The 17,215-nt window shown below is 73.7% G+C and carries 13 protein-coding genes; 10 read left to right on the top strand and 3 right to left on the bottom strand.

Features of this window, described 5'->3' with window-relative positions:
- Nucleotides 1–140: 140 nt before the first annotated feature.
- The 4 genes from ACFV0T_RS32590 (at nucleotide 141) to ACFV0T_RS32575 (ending at nucleotide 6,603) form a co-directional block, all read left to right on the top strand.
- A complete protein-coding gene (locus ACFV0T_RS32590) occupies nucleotides 141–2,558 on the top strand; it encodes an MFS transporter (protein WP_385787113.1) in 2,418 nt (805 codons plus the stop codon).
- Between the two features lie 148 nt (nucleotides 2,559–2,706).
- A complete protein-coding gene (locus ACFV0T_RS32585) occupies nucleotides 2,707–5,139 on the top strand; it encodes a SpoIIE family protein phosphatase (protein WP_385787110.1) in 2,433 nt (810 codons plus the stop codon).
- A gap of 214 nt (nucleotides 5,140–5,353) precedes the next feature.
- Complete coding sequence (locus ACFV0T_RS32580) at nucleotides 5,354–6,079, top strand: class I SAM-dependent methyltransferase (RefSeq protein ID WP_385787108.1); 726 nt, start codon at nucleotides 5,354–5,356, stop codon at nucleotides 6,077–6,079.
- Nucleotides 6,080–6,255: 176 nt separating this feature from the next.
- A complete protein-coding gene (locus ACFV0T_RS32575) occupies nucleotides 6,256–6,603 on the top strand; it encodes a DoxX family protein (protein ID WP_385787105.1) in 348 nt (115 codons plus the stop codon).
- Between the two features lie 69 nt (nucleotides 6,604–6,672).
- On the opposite strand, the gene ACFV0T_RS32570 is transcribed toward ACFV0T_RS32575, so the two are convergent.
- On the bottom strand, nucleotides 6,673–7,557 hold the full coding sequence (locus ACFV0T_RS32570) for a sigma factor (protein WP_385787102.1): 885 nt from the start codon (nucleotides 7,555–7,557) through the stop codon (nucleotides 6,673–6,675).
- 132 nt (nucleotides 7,558–7,689) lie between these two features.
- Between ACFV0T_RS32570 and ACFV0T_RS32565 the strand changes: the two genes are divergently transcribed.
- From ACFV0T_RS32565 to ACFV0T_RS32545, 5 genes are all read left to right on the top strand, one after another.
- Nucleotides 7,690–8,523 (top strand): M55 family metallopeptidase, encoded by an 834-nt coding sequence (locus ACFV0T_RS32565; RefSeq protein WP_385787099.1) that lies wholly within the window; start codon nucleotides 7,690–7,692, stop codon nucleotides 8,521–8,523.
- Nucleotides 8,516–9,820 (top strand): M20/M25/M40 family metallo-hydrolase, encoded by a 1,305-nt coding sequence (locus ACFV0T_RS32560; RefSeq protein ID WP_385787096.1) that lies wholly within the window; start codon nucleotides 8,516–8,518, stop codon nucleotides 9,818–9,820. Before ACFV0T_RS32565 ends, ACFV0T_RS32560 begins: the two co-directional genes overlap by 8 nt.
- 16 nt (nucleotides 9,821–9,836) lie before the next feature.
- Nucleotides 9,837–11,789, top strand: a complete 1,953-nt coding sequence (locus ACFV0T_RS32555) for an LpqB family beta-propeller domain-containing protein (RefSeq protein ID WP_385787093.1) — start codon at nucleotides 9,837–9,839, stop codon at nucleotides 11,787–11,789.
- Nucleotides 11,786–12,709 (top strand): LD-carboxypeptidase, encoded by a 924-nt coding sequence (locus ACFV0T_RS32550; RefSeq protein ID WP_385787090.1) that lies wholly within the window; start codon nucleotides 11,786–11,788, stop codon nucleotides 12,707–12,709. The genes ACFV0T_RS32555 and ACFV0T_RS32550 overlap by 4 nt, the downstream gene beginning before the upstream one ends.
- 1,003 nt (nucleotides 12,710–13,712) lie before the next feature.
- Entirely contained in the window at nucleotides 13,713–14,267 is a 555-nt protein-coding gene (locus ACFV0T_RS32545) for a GNAT family N-acetyltransferase (protein WP_385787088.1), read from the top strand.
- On the opposite strand, the gene ACFV0T_RS32540 is transcribed toward ACFV0T_RS32545, so the two are convergent.
- Nucleotides 14,239–14,586 carry a DUF6204 family protein gene (locus ACFV0T_RS32540; protein WP_385787085.1) on the bottom strand — a complete coding sequence of 116 codons (348 nt, stop codon included), beginning with the start codon at nucleotides 14,584–14,586 and terminating at the stop codon, nucleotides 14,239–14,241. The two genes, ACFV0T_RS32545 and ACFV0T_RS32540, sit on opposite strands and share 29 nt — an antisense overlap.
- 153 nt (nucleotides 14,587–14,739) lie before the next feature.
- Between ACFV0T_RS32540 and ACFV0T_RS32535 the strand changes: the two genes are divergently transcribed.
- Complete coding sequence (locus ACFV0T_RS32535; protein WP_385787082.1) at nucleotides 14,740–16,701, top strand: DUF5107 domain-containing protein; 1,962 nt, start codon at nucleotides 14,740–14,742, stop codon at nucleotides 16,699–16,701.
- A gap of 85 nt (nucleotides 16,702–16,786) precedes the next feature.
- On the opposite strand, the gene ACFV0T_RS32530 is transcribed toward ACFV0T_RS32535, so the two are convergent.
- Entirely contained in the window at nucleotides 16,787–17,137 is a 351-nt protein-coding gene (locus tag ACFV0T_RS32530; protein WP_385787080.1) for a VOC family protein, read from the bottom strand.
- Nucleotides 17,138–17,215: the final 78 nt, after the last annotated feature.

Raw genomic sequence — 17,215 nt, 5'->3', positions numbered from 1 at the left:
GTGCCGCAGGGGCGTTGGTCCCCTCACCGGTTCGAGTGGATCTCCCCGCCGGCCACCCTCGTGCCGTAACTCGTCGCGCTTGCTCGCAGTTGTCGCTTTAAGCGGGAATTGTGCGGCGGGCGTGACGAGGGGAGCGGTACGTGGGCGGGATCACTCTGGTGAAGGGCGAGCCGGCGACGGCGCCCCCGGACACCCCTGGCACCCCCGCCGCCGACCCGGCCGGGTCCGCCGAACCCGGTGCGCGCCGAGTGCGGTTGGTCTTCGCCGGGCTGATGCTCGCGCTGCTCCTGGCCGCCCTGGAGCAGATGATCGTCGCCACCGCGCTCCCGAAGATCGTCGGCGAGCTGCACGGCCTGGACCGGATGTCCTGGGCGATCACCGCCTATCTGCTCACCGCCACGGTCGGCCTCCCCGTCTACGGCAAGCTCGGCGACCTCCTCGGCCGCAAGGGCGTCTTCCAGTTCGCCATCGTCGTCTTCGTCGTCGGCTCCGCACTCGCCGGTCGCGCCCAGAGCATGGACCAGCTGATCGCCTTCCGCGCCGTGCAGGGCGTCGGCGCGGGCGGACTCATGATCGGCGTGCAGGCGATCATCGCCGACATCGTGCCGCCCCGGCAGCGCGGCCGGTTCATGGGCCTGATCGGGGCGGCCTTCGGCCTGGCCTCCGTGGCCGGCCCGCTGCTCGGCGGCTACTTCACGGACCACCTGTCCTGGCGCTGGTGCTTCTACTTCAACGTGCCCTTCGGCCTGCTGACCCTCGCCGTCGTCACCGTCGTACTGAAACTGCCGAAGCCCGACGTCACACCGCGCTTCGACGTCCTCGGCGCGCTGCTGCTCGCCGCCGCCTCCACCTGCCTGGTGCTGCTGACCAGTTGGGGCGGCACCGAGTACGCCTGGGGCTCGCGCGTCATCATCGGTCTCGGCGCCGGAGCGGTCGGCGCCACCATCCTCTTCCTCGTCGCCGAGCACCACGCCACCGAACCCCTCATCCCGTTGCGGCTGTTCCGGGACTCCGTCTTCAACGTCACCGGCCTGGTGGGCCTGGTCGTCGGTGTCGCCCTGTTCGGCGCGGCGAGCTACCTGCCGACCTTCCTCCAGATGGTCGACGGGGCGAGCGCCACCGAGTCGGGGCTGCTGATGCTGCCCATGATGGGCGGGATCGTCGGTGCCTCCATCATCTCCGGGCAGCTCATCAGCCACACCGGCCGCTACAAGATCTACCCCGTCCTCGGCGGCGCGCTGTCCGCCGTCGGCATGTGGCTGCTGTCCCGGCTGGAGGTCGACACGCCCCGGCTGCACTACAGCCTCTGGATGGCCGTCCTCGGCGCCGGCATCGGCATGGTGATGCCGGTCCTGATCCTCGCCGTGCAGAACTCCGTGCGCCCCGCCGACCTCGGCACGGCCACCAGCGCCAACAACTACTTCCGGCAGATCGGCGGCAGCGTCGGCGCCGCGATCTTCGGCACCCTCTTCGCCGACCGGCTCGCCGACGCCCTCGCACAGCGTGTCCCCGCGCACGTGGGAACCCGCCTCCCCGACCCGGAGTCCCTCACCCCGCAGCTCGTCCACGCGCTGCCCCCGGCCCTGCGGGACGCCTACATCAGCGCCTACGCCGACGCCATGCCGCGGATCTTCCTCTACCTCGTGCCGGTGCTGGTCCTCGGCCTGCTCATCGCCTTCTTCCTCAAGGAGACCCCCCTGTTGACGAACGCAGCGTCCCACCACGCCCCCGCCGCGGACCCCGACCGCGCCTCCACGCACCCGAACTCCCCGCTCCCGCAGTCCCGTTCGCCGTACGCCGCCGGGATCCCGGTCTGCGGCACCGTGCAGCACCCCGACGGAACCGTCGTGCCCCGCGCGGCCCTCACCCTCATCGACGTCGCCGGAACGCAGATCGGGCGGGGCGCGAGCGGCGAGGACGGACGGTACGCGCTGTCCACCCCCGGAGCCGGGGCGTACGTCCTGATCGCCGCCGCGGGCGGTCACCAGCCCCAGGCCGTCTCCGTGACCGTCGGCGAGCGCCCCGTCGAGCTCGACGTCGTTCTCGGCGGCGCCGGACGGCTGGCCGGCAGCGTGGTCACCGCGGACGGTACCCCCGTGCGCGACGCCACCGTCACCCTCACCAACGTGCACGGCGAGGTCGTCGCCAGCACCCGCAGCGGACGTGAGGGCGGCTACGTCATCTCCGAGCTGGTGGCAGGCGAGTACACCCTCGCCGCCAGCGCGCCCGCCTTCCGCCCGGCCGCGCTCCCGGTCACCGTCCAGGCCTCCCGGGAGACCCGTCAGAACGTCGAACTCGCGGGCGGCGCGGTGCTGCGCGGCACCGTGCGCGCGGGCGGCGGGCGCGTCGTCGAGGACGCGCGCGTGACCCTGCTGGACGCGGCGGGCAACGTCGTCGACACCCTCACCACCGGACCCGACGGAACGTTCAGGTTCGTCGACCTGTCCTCGGGCGAGTACACCGTGATCGCGGCCGGCTACCCGCCCGTGGCCACCGTGCTGCACATGGCGGGCGGCGGCCGCACGGAACGCGATCTCCAACTCGGACACGAGGACTGACCCGGCACCGACGGGGGCGCGGACCCGCGCGCCGGAGCGGGAAGGTGAAACGAATTCCAGTATTGCCCCACATCCCCGACGGCCCCCGCCGTACGGTGGTGACGGCAGCACAGATCTTGCCCAGCCGTGGGGAGAGAGGGCCTGGACCATGGACCGTGGCACCGAGAGGGACACACCTCCCGCGGGTCACGCCCCGGCCGGACGTGTCCCGCTGGCCGTGGTCGTCGTGGACCGGGAGGGCCTCGTCTCCCATTGGAGCAGGGGCGCACGCCGGCTCTTCGGCGCCCCCAAGGAAGAGGCGATCGGGCGCTCCGCCCTCGACCTGCTCCCCGTCTCCGGCGCGCTGCACGAGGACGACGAACTCAGCCCCTACGGGGCGTACGACGGCCTCGGCCCCGACCTGGAGTCCTCGCTCGACGGACGGTTGTCCTACCCGGCCGCCGGACGTGCCCGCCTCACCGTGCCCGAACGCGACCGGGTCGACGTGCTGTGGTGGGCGTACCCGCTGGTGGGTCCGGGCGACGGGCGACTGCTCGTCCTGGCGGCCGACGCGGACGGGCTGCGCCAGGACGTGCCGGACGCCGACGCGGACTTCGAGCGCATCGCCCCCGCCTTCGCGCTGCACACCGACTTCCCCGGCGCCGCCGAACTCGCCCGGCGACTGCCCGAGATCCTCCCCAGCATGAGCGTCGGCGAAGGCGCCCGTATCGTCGCCCAGGTCCTTGAACTGGGCTATCCGGTACTGGAGTTCAGTCAGAACGACCGGGTGCCGGTCACCCCCGACTGGGGTGTGCCCCGGCGGGCCGAACGCAAGGCGCGCCGCGAGCGGGCCGCCCGGGCCGCGGCCGAGGGCCTGCCCCTGCCTGCGGAGTTCGCGGAGTACGCCGAGTACGCCGAGGACATCGAATACACCGCCGTCCGGGAGCGCCTGGAGTTCCTCAACGAGGTCAGCGGCAGGATCGGCACCTCCCTCGACCTGACGCGCACCATCGTCGAGGTCAGCAGGGCCGTCGTCCCGCGCTTCACCGACGTCGCCGGCACCTATCTGCGTGAACAGGTCGTCGCCGGCGAGGGGTTCCCCGACGGCGTCCCCGACACCACCACCCTGTGGCACCGCGTCGCCCTCGAACACACCGACGAACCCGGCCGCTGGGACGACGTCGTGCCGGTCGGCGAGGCCATGCCGTTCCCCGCGCACACGCCGTTCTTCCAGTGCATGACCACCGGCGACCCCGTACTCGTGCCGCGCATCAGCGAGCAGATGGGTCACGCCATCGCCTCGCAGTTCGAGAAGCGTGACATCCGGCCGCTGATCACGGGCCGCTCCATGCTCGTCGTGCCGCTCAAGGCGCGTACCGTCGTCCTCGGCTTCATGGTGCTGCTCCGCCACCCCGAGCGCGTCGAGTTCAACGACATGGACCGGGTCACCGGCGCCGAACTCGCCGCCCGCGCGGGCCTCGTGCTGGACAACGCGCGCATGTACACCTACCAGGAGAGCGTCGCCGAGACGCTCCAGGACAGCATGCTGCCGCACATCCCGCCGCGCATGGCGGGCTGCGACATCGCCACCCGCTATCTGCCCGGCACCCTGCTGGGGCGCGTCGGCGGCGACTGGTTCGACTCCGTGAAACTGCCCGGCGCGCGCACCGCCCTGGTCGTCGGCGACGTCATGGGTCACGGCCTCAACTCCGCCGCGATGATGGGCCAGTTGCGCACGGCCGTCCAGACCATGGCCGCCCTCGACCTGCCGCCCGCCCAGCTGCTGCGCAACCTCGACGACCTCGCCCAGCGCCTCGGCGACACCTACCTCGCGACCTGCCTGTACGCCGTCTACGACCCGATCGCGAGCGAACTGCACCTCGCCAACGCGGGCCACATCCCACCCGTCCTGGTCCGCGCCGACGGGCGCAGCGAGCTGCTCGAACTGCCCACCGGGGCGCCGATCGGCGTCGGCGGGGTGCCCTTCGAGGCGGTACGCGTGCGTGTGGAGCCCGGCGACCGGCTGGTGATGTGCACCGACGGGCTGGTGGAGATGCGCGGCGAGGACATCGGCGTGGGCCTGGCGACGCTCTGCGAGTCCGCCGCCCACCCGGCCGCCTCGATGGACGACGCCTGCGACACCATCATCCGGGCCCTGAACACGCGCGGCGGCCGCAAGGACGACGTGGCCCTGCTGATGGCCCGCCTCAACGGCATCGCACCCGACGACGTGGCCGAGTGGCGGTTCCCCCTCGCACCCGTCGAGGTGGGCCGGGCCCGGGCGGTGGTCCGCGAACAGCTGCACGACTGGGGTCTGGGCCGGTTGGCCGACAACGCCGAGCAGATGGTCGGCGAACTCGTCGCCAACGCCGTACGGCACTCCCACCGCCGTCCCGTCGAAGTGCGGCTGGTGCGCGGGGACACGCTGCTGTGCGAGGTGGACGACGACGACCACGAGCTGCCGACGTTGCTGAGCGCCGGTCCCACGGACGAGTTCGGACGCGGGCTGCGCGTGGTCAGCACGCTCGCCCGCGAATGGGGCACCAGCCGCACCGGTGCGGGCAAGACCGTCTGGTTCGAGCTGACGCTGCCGCGTCACTGAAGCCGGCACATCACTCGAGCCGCCGTGCGGCACTCGAGCCGCCGGGGCGCCAGGCCGCAGGACCGGACCCGGCGCGCGGGGCGCGCATCGGCGTACGCATCTCGAACGCGACGTGAAGGAACGCGCACCGCGCTTGTCGGCGCACCCTTGGAGCGATAGACCGTACTGGCCCGTCACTTACGGCGGATCGGCGTCGCACCCTGGGGAGTTGGGCATGAGCGTGACGAGTCGGTACCGGGAGGCCTGGGAGGGCTTCTGGCGGGAGGCACCCGACGGACCGGGGGGCGTGTTCTGGGACGCGGAGCCCGCGCTCACCGCCGGTCCCCAACTGGCCCTCTTCCAACCGCACCTGACCGATCCTGGGCTGCCGCTGGTGGACCTCGGATGCGGCAACGGCACCCAGACCCGTTTCCTCGCCGACCGCTTCCCGCACGTCGTCGGGGCCGACCTGGCCGCCGCGGCCCTGGAGCACGCCCGGCGTGCGGATCCGGCGGGGCAGGCGACGTACCGGCTGCTGGACGCCGCCGAGAAGAGCGAGGTCGAGACGCTGCACGCCGAACTCGGCGACACCAACGTCTATATGCGCGGAGTGCTGCACCAGTGCGAGCCCGACGACCGCCAGCGGCTGGTGGACGGGATCGCCGCGCTCCTCGGTGAGCGCGGCCGGCTCTTCCTCGTCGAGCTGTCCGAGGCGGCCCGGCCCGTCCTGGGCGGTCTGGCCCAGGCCCCCGCGGGTCCGCCGCCGAAGCTCGCGCCGATCTTCCGGCACGGCATCGCCCCGGGAGAGGTGAAGGACGCCGCGGTGCCCGGCTATCTCGCCGACGCCGGGCTCACGATGGTCGCCGGCGGCGAACTACCCCTCATCACCACCGAGTTCGCACCCGACGGCAGCCGGATCGAGCTGCCGTCGAAGTGGCTGGTGGCGGGCCGCGCCATGTGACCGCGATCAGGCTGAAGAACTGGGCTGTGTTCCTCTTCCTCTTCCTCTTCCTCTTCCTCTTCCTCTTCCTGTTCCTGTTCCTGTCACACTCCCCGGCCGCGCGGTGTCAGGCCGGTGAAGGAAGTTGAGGAAGCCGCCCGGATCCGCGCCGGGCGCCACCCGATGAGGAGCCCGCCATGTCCACTGCCTACGTCGTCGTCACCGTCCTCGGGGCCGTCATGGCGGGCTTCTCCGCCGTCTCGGTCTTCCGCGAGGCCGAGTGGGTGGTCAAGCCGCTGGCCGACTACGGCGTGCCCCGCGCGTGGTGGACCTGGCTGGGCGTGGCCAAGGCCGCGGGGGCGCTCGGTCTGCTCGCGGGTCTGCTGGTGCCGCTCGTCGGGGTACTGGCCGGGATCGGCCTGGTGCTGTACTTCACCGGAGCCGTGGTGACCGTGGTCCGGGCGCGCTGGTTCACGCACGTGCCGTTCCCCCTGCTGTACGCGGCCCCGGCGGCCGCCTCCGTGATCCTGGCGCTCACCGCCTGAGGCCGGGGCGCGAGGGGTGACCGGAGCACGGGTCACCCTCGCGGCCTGCCCGGTCCGTTCGCCCCTCGCTCAGGCGTCGAGTACCGCGACCTCGATCCCGGCCAGCCGCTCCCGGTCCGCGATGACGTCGATCGCGGTGATCCCGTCCCGCGTGACGGTGAAGGCGAGGACCAGGAACAGCCTTCCCCGGGGCGCCATCGCCAGCCCGACCCGGCCGTCGAGCAGCGCCGGGCCGGTGAACCGGGCCCGGCCCATGGCGGCCATCGCCCCCTTGGCGACCGGGTGGGAGCCGCCGACCACCACCGGCTCGGCGGTGGGGACGACGAACCGGTCGGCGGTCAGCACGACGTCCGGGTGCAGCAGCGCGACCAGCGCGTCGAAGTCGCCGCCCCGGGTGGCCGCCAGAAACGCGTCCACGGCCGCCCGCTGCCGGGTCACGTCGGGTGCGGCCGTCGGCGCCGCGCCCCTGACCCTGCGCCGGGCCCGGCTCGCCAGCTGCCGGGTGCCCACCGCGGTGCGCTCGATCAGCGGGGCGATCGCGTCGAACGGCACCGCGAACATGTCGTGCAGCACGAACGCCAGCCGCTCGGCCGGTGCCAGCGTGTCGAGCACCACCAGCAGCGCCACCCCGACAGAGTCGGCCAGCAGGGCCTCCTCCTCCGGGTCCCCGCCGTCCAGCGGGCCGAGCGCCGGATCGGTCACCCGCAGGTCGAGGGGCTCCTCGCGGCGGGTGCGCCGGGCGCGCAGCATGTTCAGACAGACCCGGCCCACGATCGTGGTCAGCCACCCGGAGACGTTCTCCACCTCGGCCACGTCGGCGCGGGAGGCCCGCAGCCACGCCTCCTGCACGGCGTCCTCGGCCTCGCTGAGTGAGCCCAGCAGGCGGTAGGCCACGCCCCGCAGCCGCGCCCGGTCCGCCTCGAACCTGTCCGCCGCCAGTACGTGCTCGGTCATCGCTCGCAATCCCCGTTCGAGGTGTGCCGCAGGGCCCGGTGGGTCGCGCCAAGCCTAGGACCGGGGCTTCGAGGGCCGGTGAGAGACTTGGATCCTGGCCCGATCTGGCGTCTGCGCGTAACGTGGCGCCTCATGAAGATCCTGATCAGCGCCGACATGGAGGGTGCGACCGGCGTCACGTGGCCGGCCGACGTTCTCCCCGGGACACCGCAGTGGGAACGGTGCCGGGCGATGTTCACCTCGGACGTGAACGCCGCCGTGCTCGGCTTCCTCGACGGCGGTGCCGACGAGGTACTCGTCAACGAGGCCCACTGGACCATGCGCAATCTGCTGCTGGAGCGGCTCGACGAGCGGGCGCAGATGCTCACCGGGCGGCACAAGGCGCTGTCCATGGTGGAGGGCGTACAGCACGGGGACGTGGACGGCATCGCCTTCGTCGGCTACCACGCGGCCGCCGGCGCGGAGGGCGTACTGGCCCACACCTACCTCGCGAACTCCATCACCGGGGTGTGGGTGAACGACGTGCGTGCCAGCGAGGGGCTGCTCAACGCGCATGTCGTCGCCGAGTACGGGGTGCCCGTCATCCTCGTCACCGGCGACGACGTGGCCTGCGAGGACGCCCTCGGGTACGCGCCGCAGGCGCTGAAGGTCGCGGTCAAGGACCATGTGTCGCGGTACGCGGCCGTGTGCCGTACGCCGGCCAGGACCGCCGCCGACATCCGGGCGGCGGCGAAGGAAGCGACCTCGCTCGCGGTGCGCCACGAGCCGGTCGCCGGAGGTCCGTTCACGATCGCCCTGGAGTTCGACGCCGAACACCTGGCGATGGCGGCCACCGTCGTGCCGGGCGTGGACCGGATCGGCGAGCGGAAGGTCGCGTACACCAGCGACACCATGTACGAGGGAATCCGCAGCTTCAAGGCGGTCACGACGATCGTCTCGGCCGCGGTGGAGGAGCAGTATGGCTGACGAGCAGGCACTGGACGAGGTCGTCCGGTTCACTTCCGAGCTGATCCGGATCGACACCACCAACCGGGGTGGCGGCGACTGCCAGGAGCGGCCCGCCGCCGAGTACGCCGCCGAGCAGCTGGCCGGGGCGGGACTCGACCCCGTGCTGCTGGAGCGGACCCCGGGGCGGACCAACGTCGTGGCCCGGATCGCGGGCACCGACCCGTCGGCGGACGCGCTGCTCGTCCACGGCCACCTGGACGTGGTGCCGGCGCAGGCCGAGGACTGGAGCGTGCACCCGTTCTCCGGCGAGGTGCGCGACGGCGTCGTGTGGGGGCGCGGCGCGGTCGACATGAAGAACATGGACGCGATGATCCTCGCCGTGGTGCGGGAGTGGGCACGCACCGGCGTGCGGCCCCGGCGCGACATCGTCGTGGCGTTCACCGCGGACGAGGAGGCCAGCGCCGAGGACGGCTCCGGTTTCCTCGCCGACCGGCACGCCGGACTGTTCGAGGGGTGCACCGAGGGCGTCAGCGAGTCGGGGGCGTTCACCTTCCACGACGGCGGCGGACGGCAGATCTATCCCATCGCCGCCGGCGAGCGGGGCACGGGCTGGCTGAAGCTCACCGCCCGCGGACGGGCCGGGCACGGCTCCAAGGTCAACCGCGAGAACGCGGTGACCCGGCTGTCCGCCGCGATCACCCGCATCGGCGAGCACGAGTGGCCGCTGCGACTCACCCCGACCGTGACCGCGGCGCTCACCGAACTCGCCGCCCTGTACGGCGTCGACCCGGACCTGACCGACGTGGACAAACTGCTGGCGAAGCTCGGCCCCGCCGCCAAGCTCGTCGAGGCGACCGTCCGCAACAGCGCCAACCCGACGATGCTGGACGCCGGCTACAAGGTCAACGTGATCCCGGGGGAGGCCGTCGCGTACGTCGACGGGCGCTTCGTGCCCGGCGGCGAGGACGAGTTCCGCACCACCCTGGACCGGCTGACCGGACCGGACGTGGACTGGGAGTTCCACCACCGCGAGGTGGCCCTCCAGGCGCCGGTGGACTCGCCGACGTTCGCGCGGATGCGGGCGGCGGTCGAGGAGTTCGCGCCCGAGGGGCACGTGGTGCCGTACTGCATGTCCGGCGGCACGGACGCCAAGCAGTTCTCGCGGCTCGGCATCACCGGTTACGGCTTCGCGCCGCTGAAGCTGCCGGAGGGCTTCGACTACCAGGCGCTCTTCCACGGGGTCGACGAGCGCGTCCCCGTCGAGGCGCTGCACTTCGGCGTCCGTGTCCTCGACCGTTTCCTGCGGACGGCCTAGGCGAGTGGGGGAGAACGTGCAGACCCTGGCGTACGGTTCCTGGCCTTCGCCCATCGACGCGGCCCTGGCCGCCGCCCACGACGGGCACCCCGAATTCGTCGGCTTCGTCGGTGACGAGGCCTGGTGGACGGAGCCGCGGCCCGCCGAGGGCGGCCGGCGCACCCTGGTGCGCCGGCGCGCCGACGGCACCGAGGAGTCCGTGCTGCCCGCGCCGTGGAACGTGCGCAGCCGTGTCATCGAGTACGGCGGACAGCCCTGGGCCGGAGCGCCGCGGGACGGCGAGCCGCTCGTGGTGTTCGTGAACTTCGCCGACCAGCGGTTGTACCGGTACGAGCCCGGCGGCGAGCCACGCCCGCTCACGCCCGTCTCCCCGGTGGGCGGCGGACTGCGCTGGGCGGAACCGCAGGTCCGCCTGGACCGCGGTGAGGTGTGGTGTGTGCTGGAGGAGTTCACCGGCGACGGGCCCACCGACGTCCGCCGGGTCCCGGCCGCCGTGCCGCTGGACGGCTCGGCCGCCCAGGACCGCGGTGCGGTGCGGGAGCTCACCGGCGAGCGGCACCGGTTCGTGACCGGGCCGCGGCTCTCGCCGGACGGACGGCGGGCCGCCTGGATCGGCTGGGACCATCCGCGGATGCCGTGGGACGGCACCGAGCTGGTCGTCGCGGACGTCGACGACGACGGAACGTTCCGGCAGGCCCGGACGGTGGCCGGCGGGCCGGAGGAGTCCATCGCGCAGGTCGACTGGTCGACGGACGGCGGTCTTCTTTACGCCAGCGACCGTACGGGCTGGTGGAACCTGTACCAGGACGGCGAACCCCTCTGTCCCCGCGAGGAGGAGTTCGGCGGCCCCCTGTGGAAGCTCGGGCACCGCTGGTTCGCCCCGCTGGAGAGCGGGCTGATCGCCGTCGTGCACGGTCGCGGCGCCACCGCGCTCGGGATACTGGATCCCGAGAGCGGCGAGGTCGTCGACGCGGCCGGTCCCTGGACCGAGTTCGGCGCCACACTCGCGGTGCACGGTGAGCGGGTCGTGGCCGTCGGTGCCAGCCCACGCAGCGCCGCCGAGGTCGTCGAGCTGAACACCCGCACCGGGCGGGCCCGGGTGATCGGGTCCGCGCACGAGGACGCCGTGGACCCGGCCTACTACCCCGAGCCGCTGATCCGCACGTTCACCGGCCCCGACGGACGCGAGGTGCACGCGCACATCTACCCGCCGCAGCGCCCCGGGTACGTCGCACCCGCCGACGAGCTGCCCCCGTACGTCGTCTGGGCCCACGGCGGGCCCACCGGGCACGCACCGCTCGTGCTCGACCTGGAGATCGCCTACTTCACCTCGCGCGGCATCGGTGTCGCCGAGGTCAACTACGGCGGCTCGACCGGGTACGGCCGCGAGTACCGCAACCGGCTGCGCGAACAGTGGGGCGTCGTCGACGTCGAGGACTGCGCGGCCGTCGCGCTCGCCCTCGCGGAGGAGGGCACCGCCGACCGCGCCCGGCTCGCCATCCGAGGCGGCAGCGCCGGCGGCTGGACCACGGCCGCCTCCCTCACCAGCACCGACGTCTACGCCTGCGGCACGATCATCTATCCCATCCTCGACCTGGCCGGGTGGGCCACGGGGGAGACCCACGACTTCGAGTCGCAGTACCTGGAGAGCCTGGTCGGGCCGCTCGCCGAGGTGCCCGCCCGGTACGCACAGCGCTCGCCGGTCGAGCACGCCGACCGGGTCACCGCGCCGTTCCTGCTGCTCCAGGGGCTGGACGACGTGATCTGCCCGCCCGCGCAGTGCGACCGGTTCCTGGACCGGATGCGCGGGCGCGGGGTGCCGCACGCCTACATCGCCTTCGAGGGGGAGGGGCACGGGTTCCGGCGCGCGGAGACCATGGTGCGTGCGCTGGAGGCCGAGCTCTCCTTGTACGCCCAGGTGTTCGGGCTGAACCCGCCCGATGCCCCGACCCTGGAGCTGACCAGGTGAGACAGCTCCTGCGACCGTCCCGGCTCGCCCCCGGCGCCCGAGTGGCCGTCGTCGCGCCCAGCGGCCCGGTGGCGGAGGACCGGCTCCAGGCCGGGCTCGACGTGCTGCGAGGCTTCGACCTCGACCCGGTGGTCGCGCCCCACGTTCTGGACCGGCACGGTGAGCTGGACCATCTCGCCGGTACGGACGCGGACCGCGCCGCCGACCTCCAGGCCGCCTGGTGCGACCCGTCGGTCGACGCCGTGCTGTGCGCGCGAGGCGGCTACGGGGCCCAGCGGATGGTCGACCTGCTCGACTGGGCGGCGATGCGGGCGGCGGGGCCCAAGGTGTTCGTCGGTTTCAGCGACATCACCGTGCTGCACCAGGCCTTCGCCACCCGGCTGGGCCTGGTCACCCTGCACGGGCCGGCGGCGGCGGGCGTGGACTTCACCAAGAACGCGCGGGCCCAGGAGCATCTGCGGGCCACGCTGTTCGCCCCCGAGACGGTCCGCACCCTCAGTGCCGGCGGCGGTGCGCTCGCCCCCGGGCGGGCGCGCGGGGTCACGCTCGGCGGCTGCCTGAGCATGATCACCTCTGATCTCGGCACGCCCCACGCCCACCCGGGCGCCCGGGGCGGGCTGCTGATGATCGAGGACGTCGGCGAGCGGGCGTACCGGATCGACCGGATGCTGACCCAGCTCCTGCGCACCGGCTGGCTCGACGGGGTCGCCGGGATCGGGCTGGGGTCCTGGGCCGGGTGCGGCCCGTACGCCGAGGTGCGCGCCGTCCTCGCCGACCGCCTCGGCGGCCTGGGCGTGCCGGTCGTGGAGGAACTCGGCTTCGGGCACGGCGACGGCGCGCTGACGGTCCCCTTCGGCATGAGCGCCGAACTCGACGCCGACGCGGGGACGCTGACCCTCGACGAGCCCGCACTGCGCTGAACGGGCCCCACGGGGGGGCCGCCGCCGACGCGGCGGCCCCCCCGGGGCCGCACGGCCCGACTTCGTCCCCGCCGGGAGCTTGACGGCCCGGCCCGCGGCCCGGGCTTCGCGGCCCGGTCCGGCCCGGGCTTCGCGGCCCGGCCGGTCCCGGCTTCGCGGTCCGGTCCGGGCTTTGCGGGCCGGTCTCGGCTTCGCGGTCCGGTCCGGTTCGGGCTTCGCGGTCCGGTCTCGGCTTCGCGGTCCGGTCCGGTTCGGGCTTCGCGGTCCGGTCCGGCCTCGAATTTCGGCTTCGCGGTCCGGTCCGGCCTCGAATTTCGGCTTCGGGGCCCGGTCCGTCCTCGGCTCCCGGCTTCGCGGTGCGGCCCGGGTGCTGTTCGGTGCGAGCTTGGGCTCGTGTTCCGCGGGCTGGTGGCCCGGGCCCGAAGGTGCCCGGGGCGGCGGCCCGGCCGAGCTCCGGCGTCGGCCTAGGTCAGGCCCCGACGTCATGGTCTGGTCCCGCCTGTCCCCGTCCCCGTCCGAGGCCTCGCCCCAAGGCCTGCGGCTCCGCCCCGGTGCTGTCGGTGCGAGCGCGGGGCCCGTGTTTCGCGGGCTGGTGGTCCGGGCCCGAAGGGCGACGGGAGCGGGGGTCCGGCCGGGCCCCGGCCTCCTGGCCCGGCTTCGGCCCCGGCCGCTACCCGTCCCGTCTCGCCTCCTCCCTGGCTTCGCCCCAGGCCGCGGGGCCCGTGTTTCGCGGGCTGGTGGTCCGGGCCCGAAGGGCGTCGGGAGCGGGGGTCCGGCCGGGCCCCGGCCTCCTGGCCCGGCTTCGGCCCCGGCCGCTACCCGTCCCGTCTCGCCTCCTCCCCGGCCTCGCCCCAGGCCCGCGGCCCGTCCCCGGGGCTGCTCGGCGCCGGCGAGGGGCCCCCGCGGGCTGGTCGCCCGTGTCCGGCGGGAGCTGGGCCTGGGGGCGGGCGGCGCGGGGGCTGTTTCCGTGGGGGCCGGTGGTGGTGCGTCGTAGGGTGACGGGATGCCGCACACCGCATCCCAGTACCTCGCCGAGGGCCCCCGCGCGGGCATACGCCACTTCTCCTACGAGGACGGCGCCGAGTTCACCGCCCGGGTCCGCGAGAGCAAGGACCTGCACCACCCCTGGCTGTTCCCGCCCGACACCGCCGACGCCTACACCGCCTACGCCGGCCGGCTGATCGAGGACCGGACGAAGGCCGGGTTCCTGGTCTGCGAGAAGGGCGACGGCGGGGCCATCGCCGGATTCATCAACATCAACAACATCGTCGAGGGCAGCTTCCTCAGCGGTGCCCTCGGCTACGGCGCCTTCGCGCACGCCGCCGGGCGCGGGCTGATGCGCGAAGGGCTGGACCTCGTGGTGGGCTACGCGTTCGGGCCGCTGCGACTGCACCGGCTGGAGATCAACGTGCAGCCCGGGAACACCGCCTCCGTCGCCCTCGCGCGCAGCTGCGGCTTCCGGCTGGAGGGGTTCTCGCCCGCCATGCTGTTCATCGACGGCGCCTGGCGCGACCACGAACGCTGGGCCGTCACCGCCGAGATGCGGGCTTCCGGTTGACCTTCATCGTGTCGAGGTCCGTGACCGTCGACTTCAGCGCGCCGAAGCCGTGGCCGAGGTCGCGCAGCGTGCTCTGCGCGAGGTCCTCGGCGAGCGCGCCCGCCATCTCCTCGCCGTCCGCCGCGTCCGACACCACCACGTAGCGCATCGAGAAGTGCTTCAGCGGTGCCGATTCGTAGGTGAGCGAGCCCTCCGCGCAGAAACGCATGCTGGCCAGACCGTGTTCGGGGGCCTCGGCGAGCAGCCGGGCACGGCTCTCGTCGGTGAGTGCCTCCCAGGTGCCCCGGACGATCACCCGGTAGGTGTGCTGCTCGCGCATGCGCCGTTCCACTCCTTCATGCATCCCCCGCACCGTCCTTCGAGGCCCGACTGTACGTCGACGGTGGCGGAGCGCACGCGGAATATCGACGGGGCGCCTTTGCGTAATCCTGACCGGTAGCTCCCCTGGGCAGGCCGGCGGTTGCCGGGTTCCATGGTGATCGTGACGACGATCCGACGTGACGTAGTGACCCTGCCCGCCGCACGGTCCGGCCCGGACAACCCGCTGCCCCCGCTGCGCCCCCTCGACGAGCTGCACCGCATCGACGACCGGGACCGGGAGGACCTTCCGCCCGACATGGCCCGGCAGATCGGCCACGCCCCGCTGTCCAGCCTGCTGCCCGTGCGGGTGCGGGACGGGTACGGGCGGACGCGCGAACCCCGCACGACCGACGCCCTCGTGATCGAGAACGACCGCCTGCGCGCCACGGTGCTGCCCGGTCTCGGCGGCCGGATCGCCTCGCTCGTCCACAAGCCGACCGGCCGTGAACTCCTCTACCGCAACCCGGTGTTGCAGCCGGCCAACTTCGCCCTCAACGGTGCCTGGTTCTCCGGTGGCATCGAGTGGAACATCGGCGCCACCGGCCACACCACCCTCTCCTGCTCGCCCCTGCACGCCGCCCGCGTCCCCGCCCCGGACGGCGGTGAGATGCTCCGCCTGTGGGAGTGGGAACGGCTGCGCGACCTGCCCTTCCAGGTCGACCTGTGGCTGCCGGACGGCTCCGACTTCCTCTACGTCGGCGTCCGGGTCCGCAACCCGCACGAGCACCCCGTGCCCACCTACTGGTGGTCCAACATCGCCGTCCCCGAGGAGCGCCGGGTGCTCGCTCCCGCGCAGGAGGCCTGGCACTTCGGCTACGAGCGCCGCCTGCGCCGGGTGCCGGTCCCGGCGTACGACGGGATCGACCGCACCTACCCCCTCCACAGCACCTTCGCCGCCGACTACTTCTACGAGGTGCCCGAAGGCCGGCGGCGCTGGATCGCCGCGCTCGACGGCGACGGGCACGGACTGGTGCAGACGTCCACCGACGCGCTGCGCGGCCGCAAGCTGTTCGTGTGGGGCACGGGGGCCGGCGGGCGGCGCTGGCAGGAGTGGCTCACCGAGCCCGGCACCGGCGGCTACTGCGAGATCCAGGCCGGACTCGCCCGCACCCAGCTGGAGCACGTACGCCTGGCGGCGCGGAGCGAGGTGTCCTGGCTGGAGGCGTACGGGCCGCTGACCGCACCGCCGGAGGGGGAGTGGGCCGACGTGCTGCGCGAGGCCGGCGCACGGCTCGAAGCGGTCCTGCCGCGCGCCGCCGTCGACGCCGCCCACGAGGCGTGGAAGCCGTACGCCGACACCGAACCCGGCGAGATCCTCGCCACCGGCTCCGGCTGGGGCGCGCTGGAGGTGCTGCGCGCCGACTGGAAGCTGCCCGGCACCCCCTTCGACGAGCGCACCCTGGGCGACGACCAGGCCCCCTGGCGGGCGCTGCTGCGCACCGGCTCCTTCCCCGAGCCGCGCCGGGTACGGCCGCCCGGCCCGACGCTCGTCGCCCCGCACTGGCGGGACATGCTGGAGACCGCGCCCGCGACCCCGCTCACCGAGTACCACCTGGGTGTCGCCCAGTGGCACGCCGGCGACCGGGCGCAGGCGGTGCGCAGCTGGGAGCGGGCCCTCGCCCTCGCGCCCTCCCTCTGGCCGCTGCTGCGCTGCCTCGCGGTCGCCGACCGGGAGAGCGGCCACGACGAGCGGGCCGCCGACCGGTACCTGGACGCCTTCGACGACCTGTGCCGCGAGCGGCGCGACAGCGGGGAGTCCTGGACGGCCGCCATGGCCGCGCTCGGCCGGGAGACGGTCGAGGCGCTGCTCGCCGTACGGCGTCCGGCGGCGGCGCGTGCGGTGTGGGAACGGCTGCACCCGAGCACCCGGGAGCGCGGCCGGTTCCGGCTGCTGGAGGCCGAGATCCTCTGCGCCGAGGGCCGGCGGGAGGAGGCCCGGGCCGTCTTCGACGCGGGCTTCGAGGTGGCCGACCTGCGGGAGGGCGCGGAGACCCTGGGCCGGCTGTGGGCCCGGCTGAGCGACGGGCCGCTCCCGGCGCGCTACGACTTCCGCATGCGGCCGTCCACACCCTGACGCGGGCGGGAGGAGTCCGTGACCCCGGGCCGGCCGGAGCCGGCCCGGGAGACGGCGAGTGCGGCGAGGCGGTCGGGGCGGGGTCCTAGGCGCGGCGCCGGTCCACGTACTCGTACACCGCGCCGTCCGGATGGCGTGCGATCAGGTTGCGGCCCACCGGCGTCGCGACCGGGCCGGCGAGGACGTCCGCGCCCAGCTCGGTGAGGACCTTGTGGGTCTCGTCGACGTCCGCCACGGCGATGGTCGCGGCGACCTTGCGCAGTACCTCCAGCTCTGACTCGGGCCCGCTCATCAGCAGGAAGCAGCCGACCGCGGCCACCTGGACGCCCGCGCGCTCGAAGCGGAGGGCTTCGGCTCCGGCGAGCCGTTCGTAGAAGCGGACCGAGGTCTCGAGATCGTCGACGCAGACGCGCAGCGTGGCTCCCAGAATCTCCATGCGGGCGAGCCTAGTGCCGTGGCAGGCAACGTTGGCCCGTGCGTGCCGGGCGTCGCGATGGGGCGAACGTTGCCTGCC

The organism is Streptomyces sp. NPDC059582 (genome assembly GCF_042735715.1).
Classification (GTDB): domain Bacteria; phylum Actinomycetota; class Actinomycetes; order Streptomycetales; family Streptomycetaceae; genus Streptomyces.
Note: the sequence above shows the minus strand (reverse complement) of the source record. Positions and strands in the feature narration are given on the sequence as shown.

Coding starts and splice junctions, on each gene's coding strand:
- ACFV0T_RS32585 (WP_385787110.1), top strand. CDS start 2,707: ATGGACCGTGGCACCGAGAGGGACACACCTCCCGCGGGTCACGCCCCG.
- ACFV0T_RS32580 (WP_385787108.1), top strand. CDS start 5,354: ATGAGCGTGACGAGTCGGTACCGGGAGGCCTGGGAGGGCTTCTGGCGG.
- ACFV0T_RS32575 (WP_385787105.1), top strand. CDS start 6,256: ATGTCCACTGCCTACGTCGTCGTCACCGTCCTCGGGGCCGTCATGGCG.
- ACFV0T_RS32570 (WP_385787102.1), bottom strand. CDS start 7,557: ATGACCGAGCACGTACTGGCGGCGGACAGGTTCGAGGCGGACCGGGCG.
- ACFV0T_RS32565 (WP_385787099.1), top strand. CDS start 7,690: ATGAAGATCCTGATCAGCGCCGACATGGAGGGTGCGACCGGCGTCACG.
- ACFV0T_RS32560 (WP_385787096.1), top strand. CDS start 8,516: ATGGCTGACGAGCAGGCACTGGACGAGGTCGTCCGGTTCACTTCCGAG.
- ACFV0T_RS32545 (WP_385787088.1), top strand. CDS start 13,713: ATGCCGCACACCGCATCCCAGTACCTCGCCGAGGGCCCCCGCGCGGGC.
- ACFV0T_RS32540 (WP_385787085.1), bottom strand. CDS start 14,586: ATGCGCGAGCAGCACACCTACCGGGTGATCGTCCGGGGCACCTGGGAG.
- ACFV0T_RS32535 (WP_385787082.1), top strand. CDS start 14,740: ATGGTGATCGTGACGACGATCCGACGTGACGTAGTGACCCTGCCCGCC.
- ACFV0T_RS32530 (WP_385787080.1), bottom strand. CDS start 17,137: ATGGAGATTCTGGGAGCCACGCTGCGCGTCTGCGTCGACGATCTCGAG.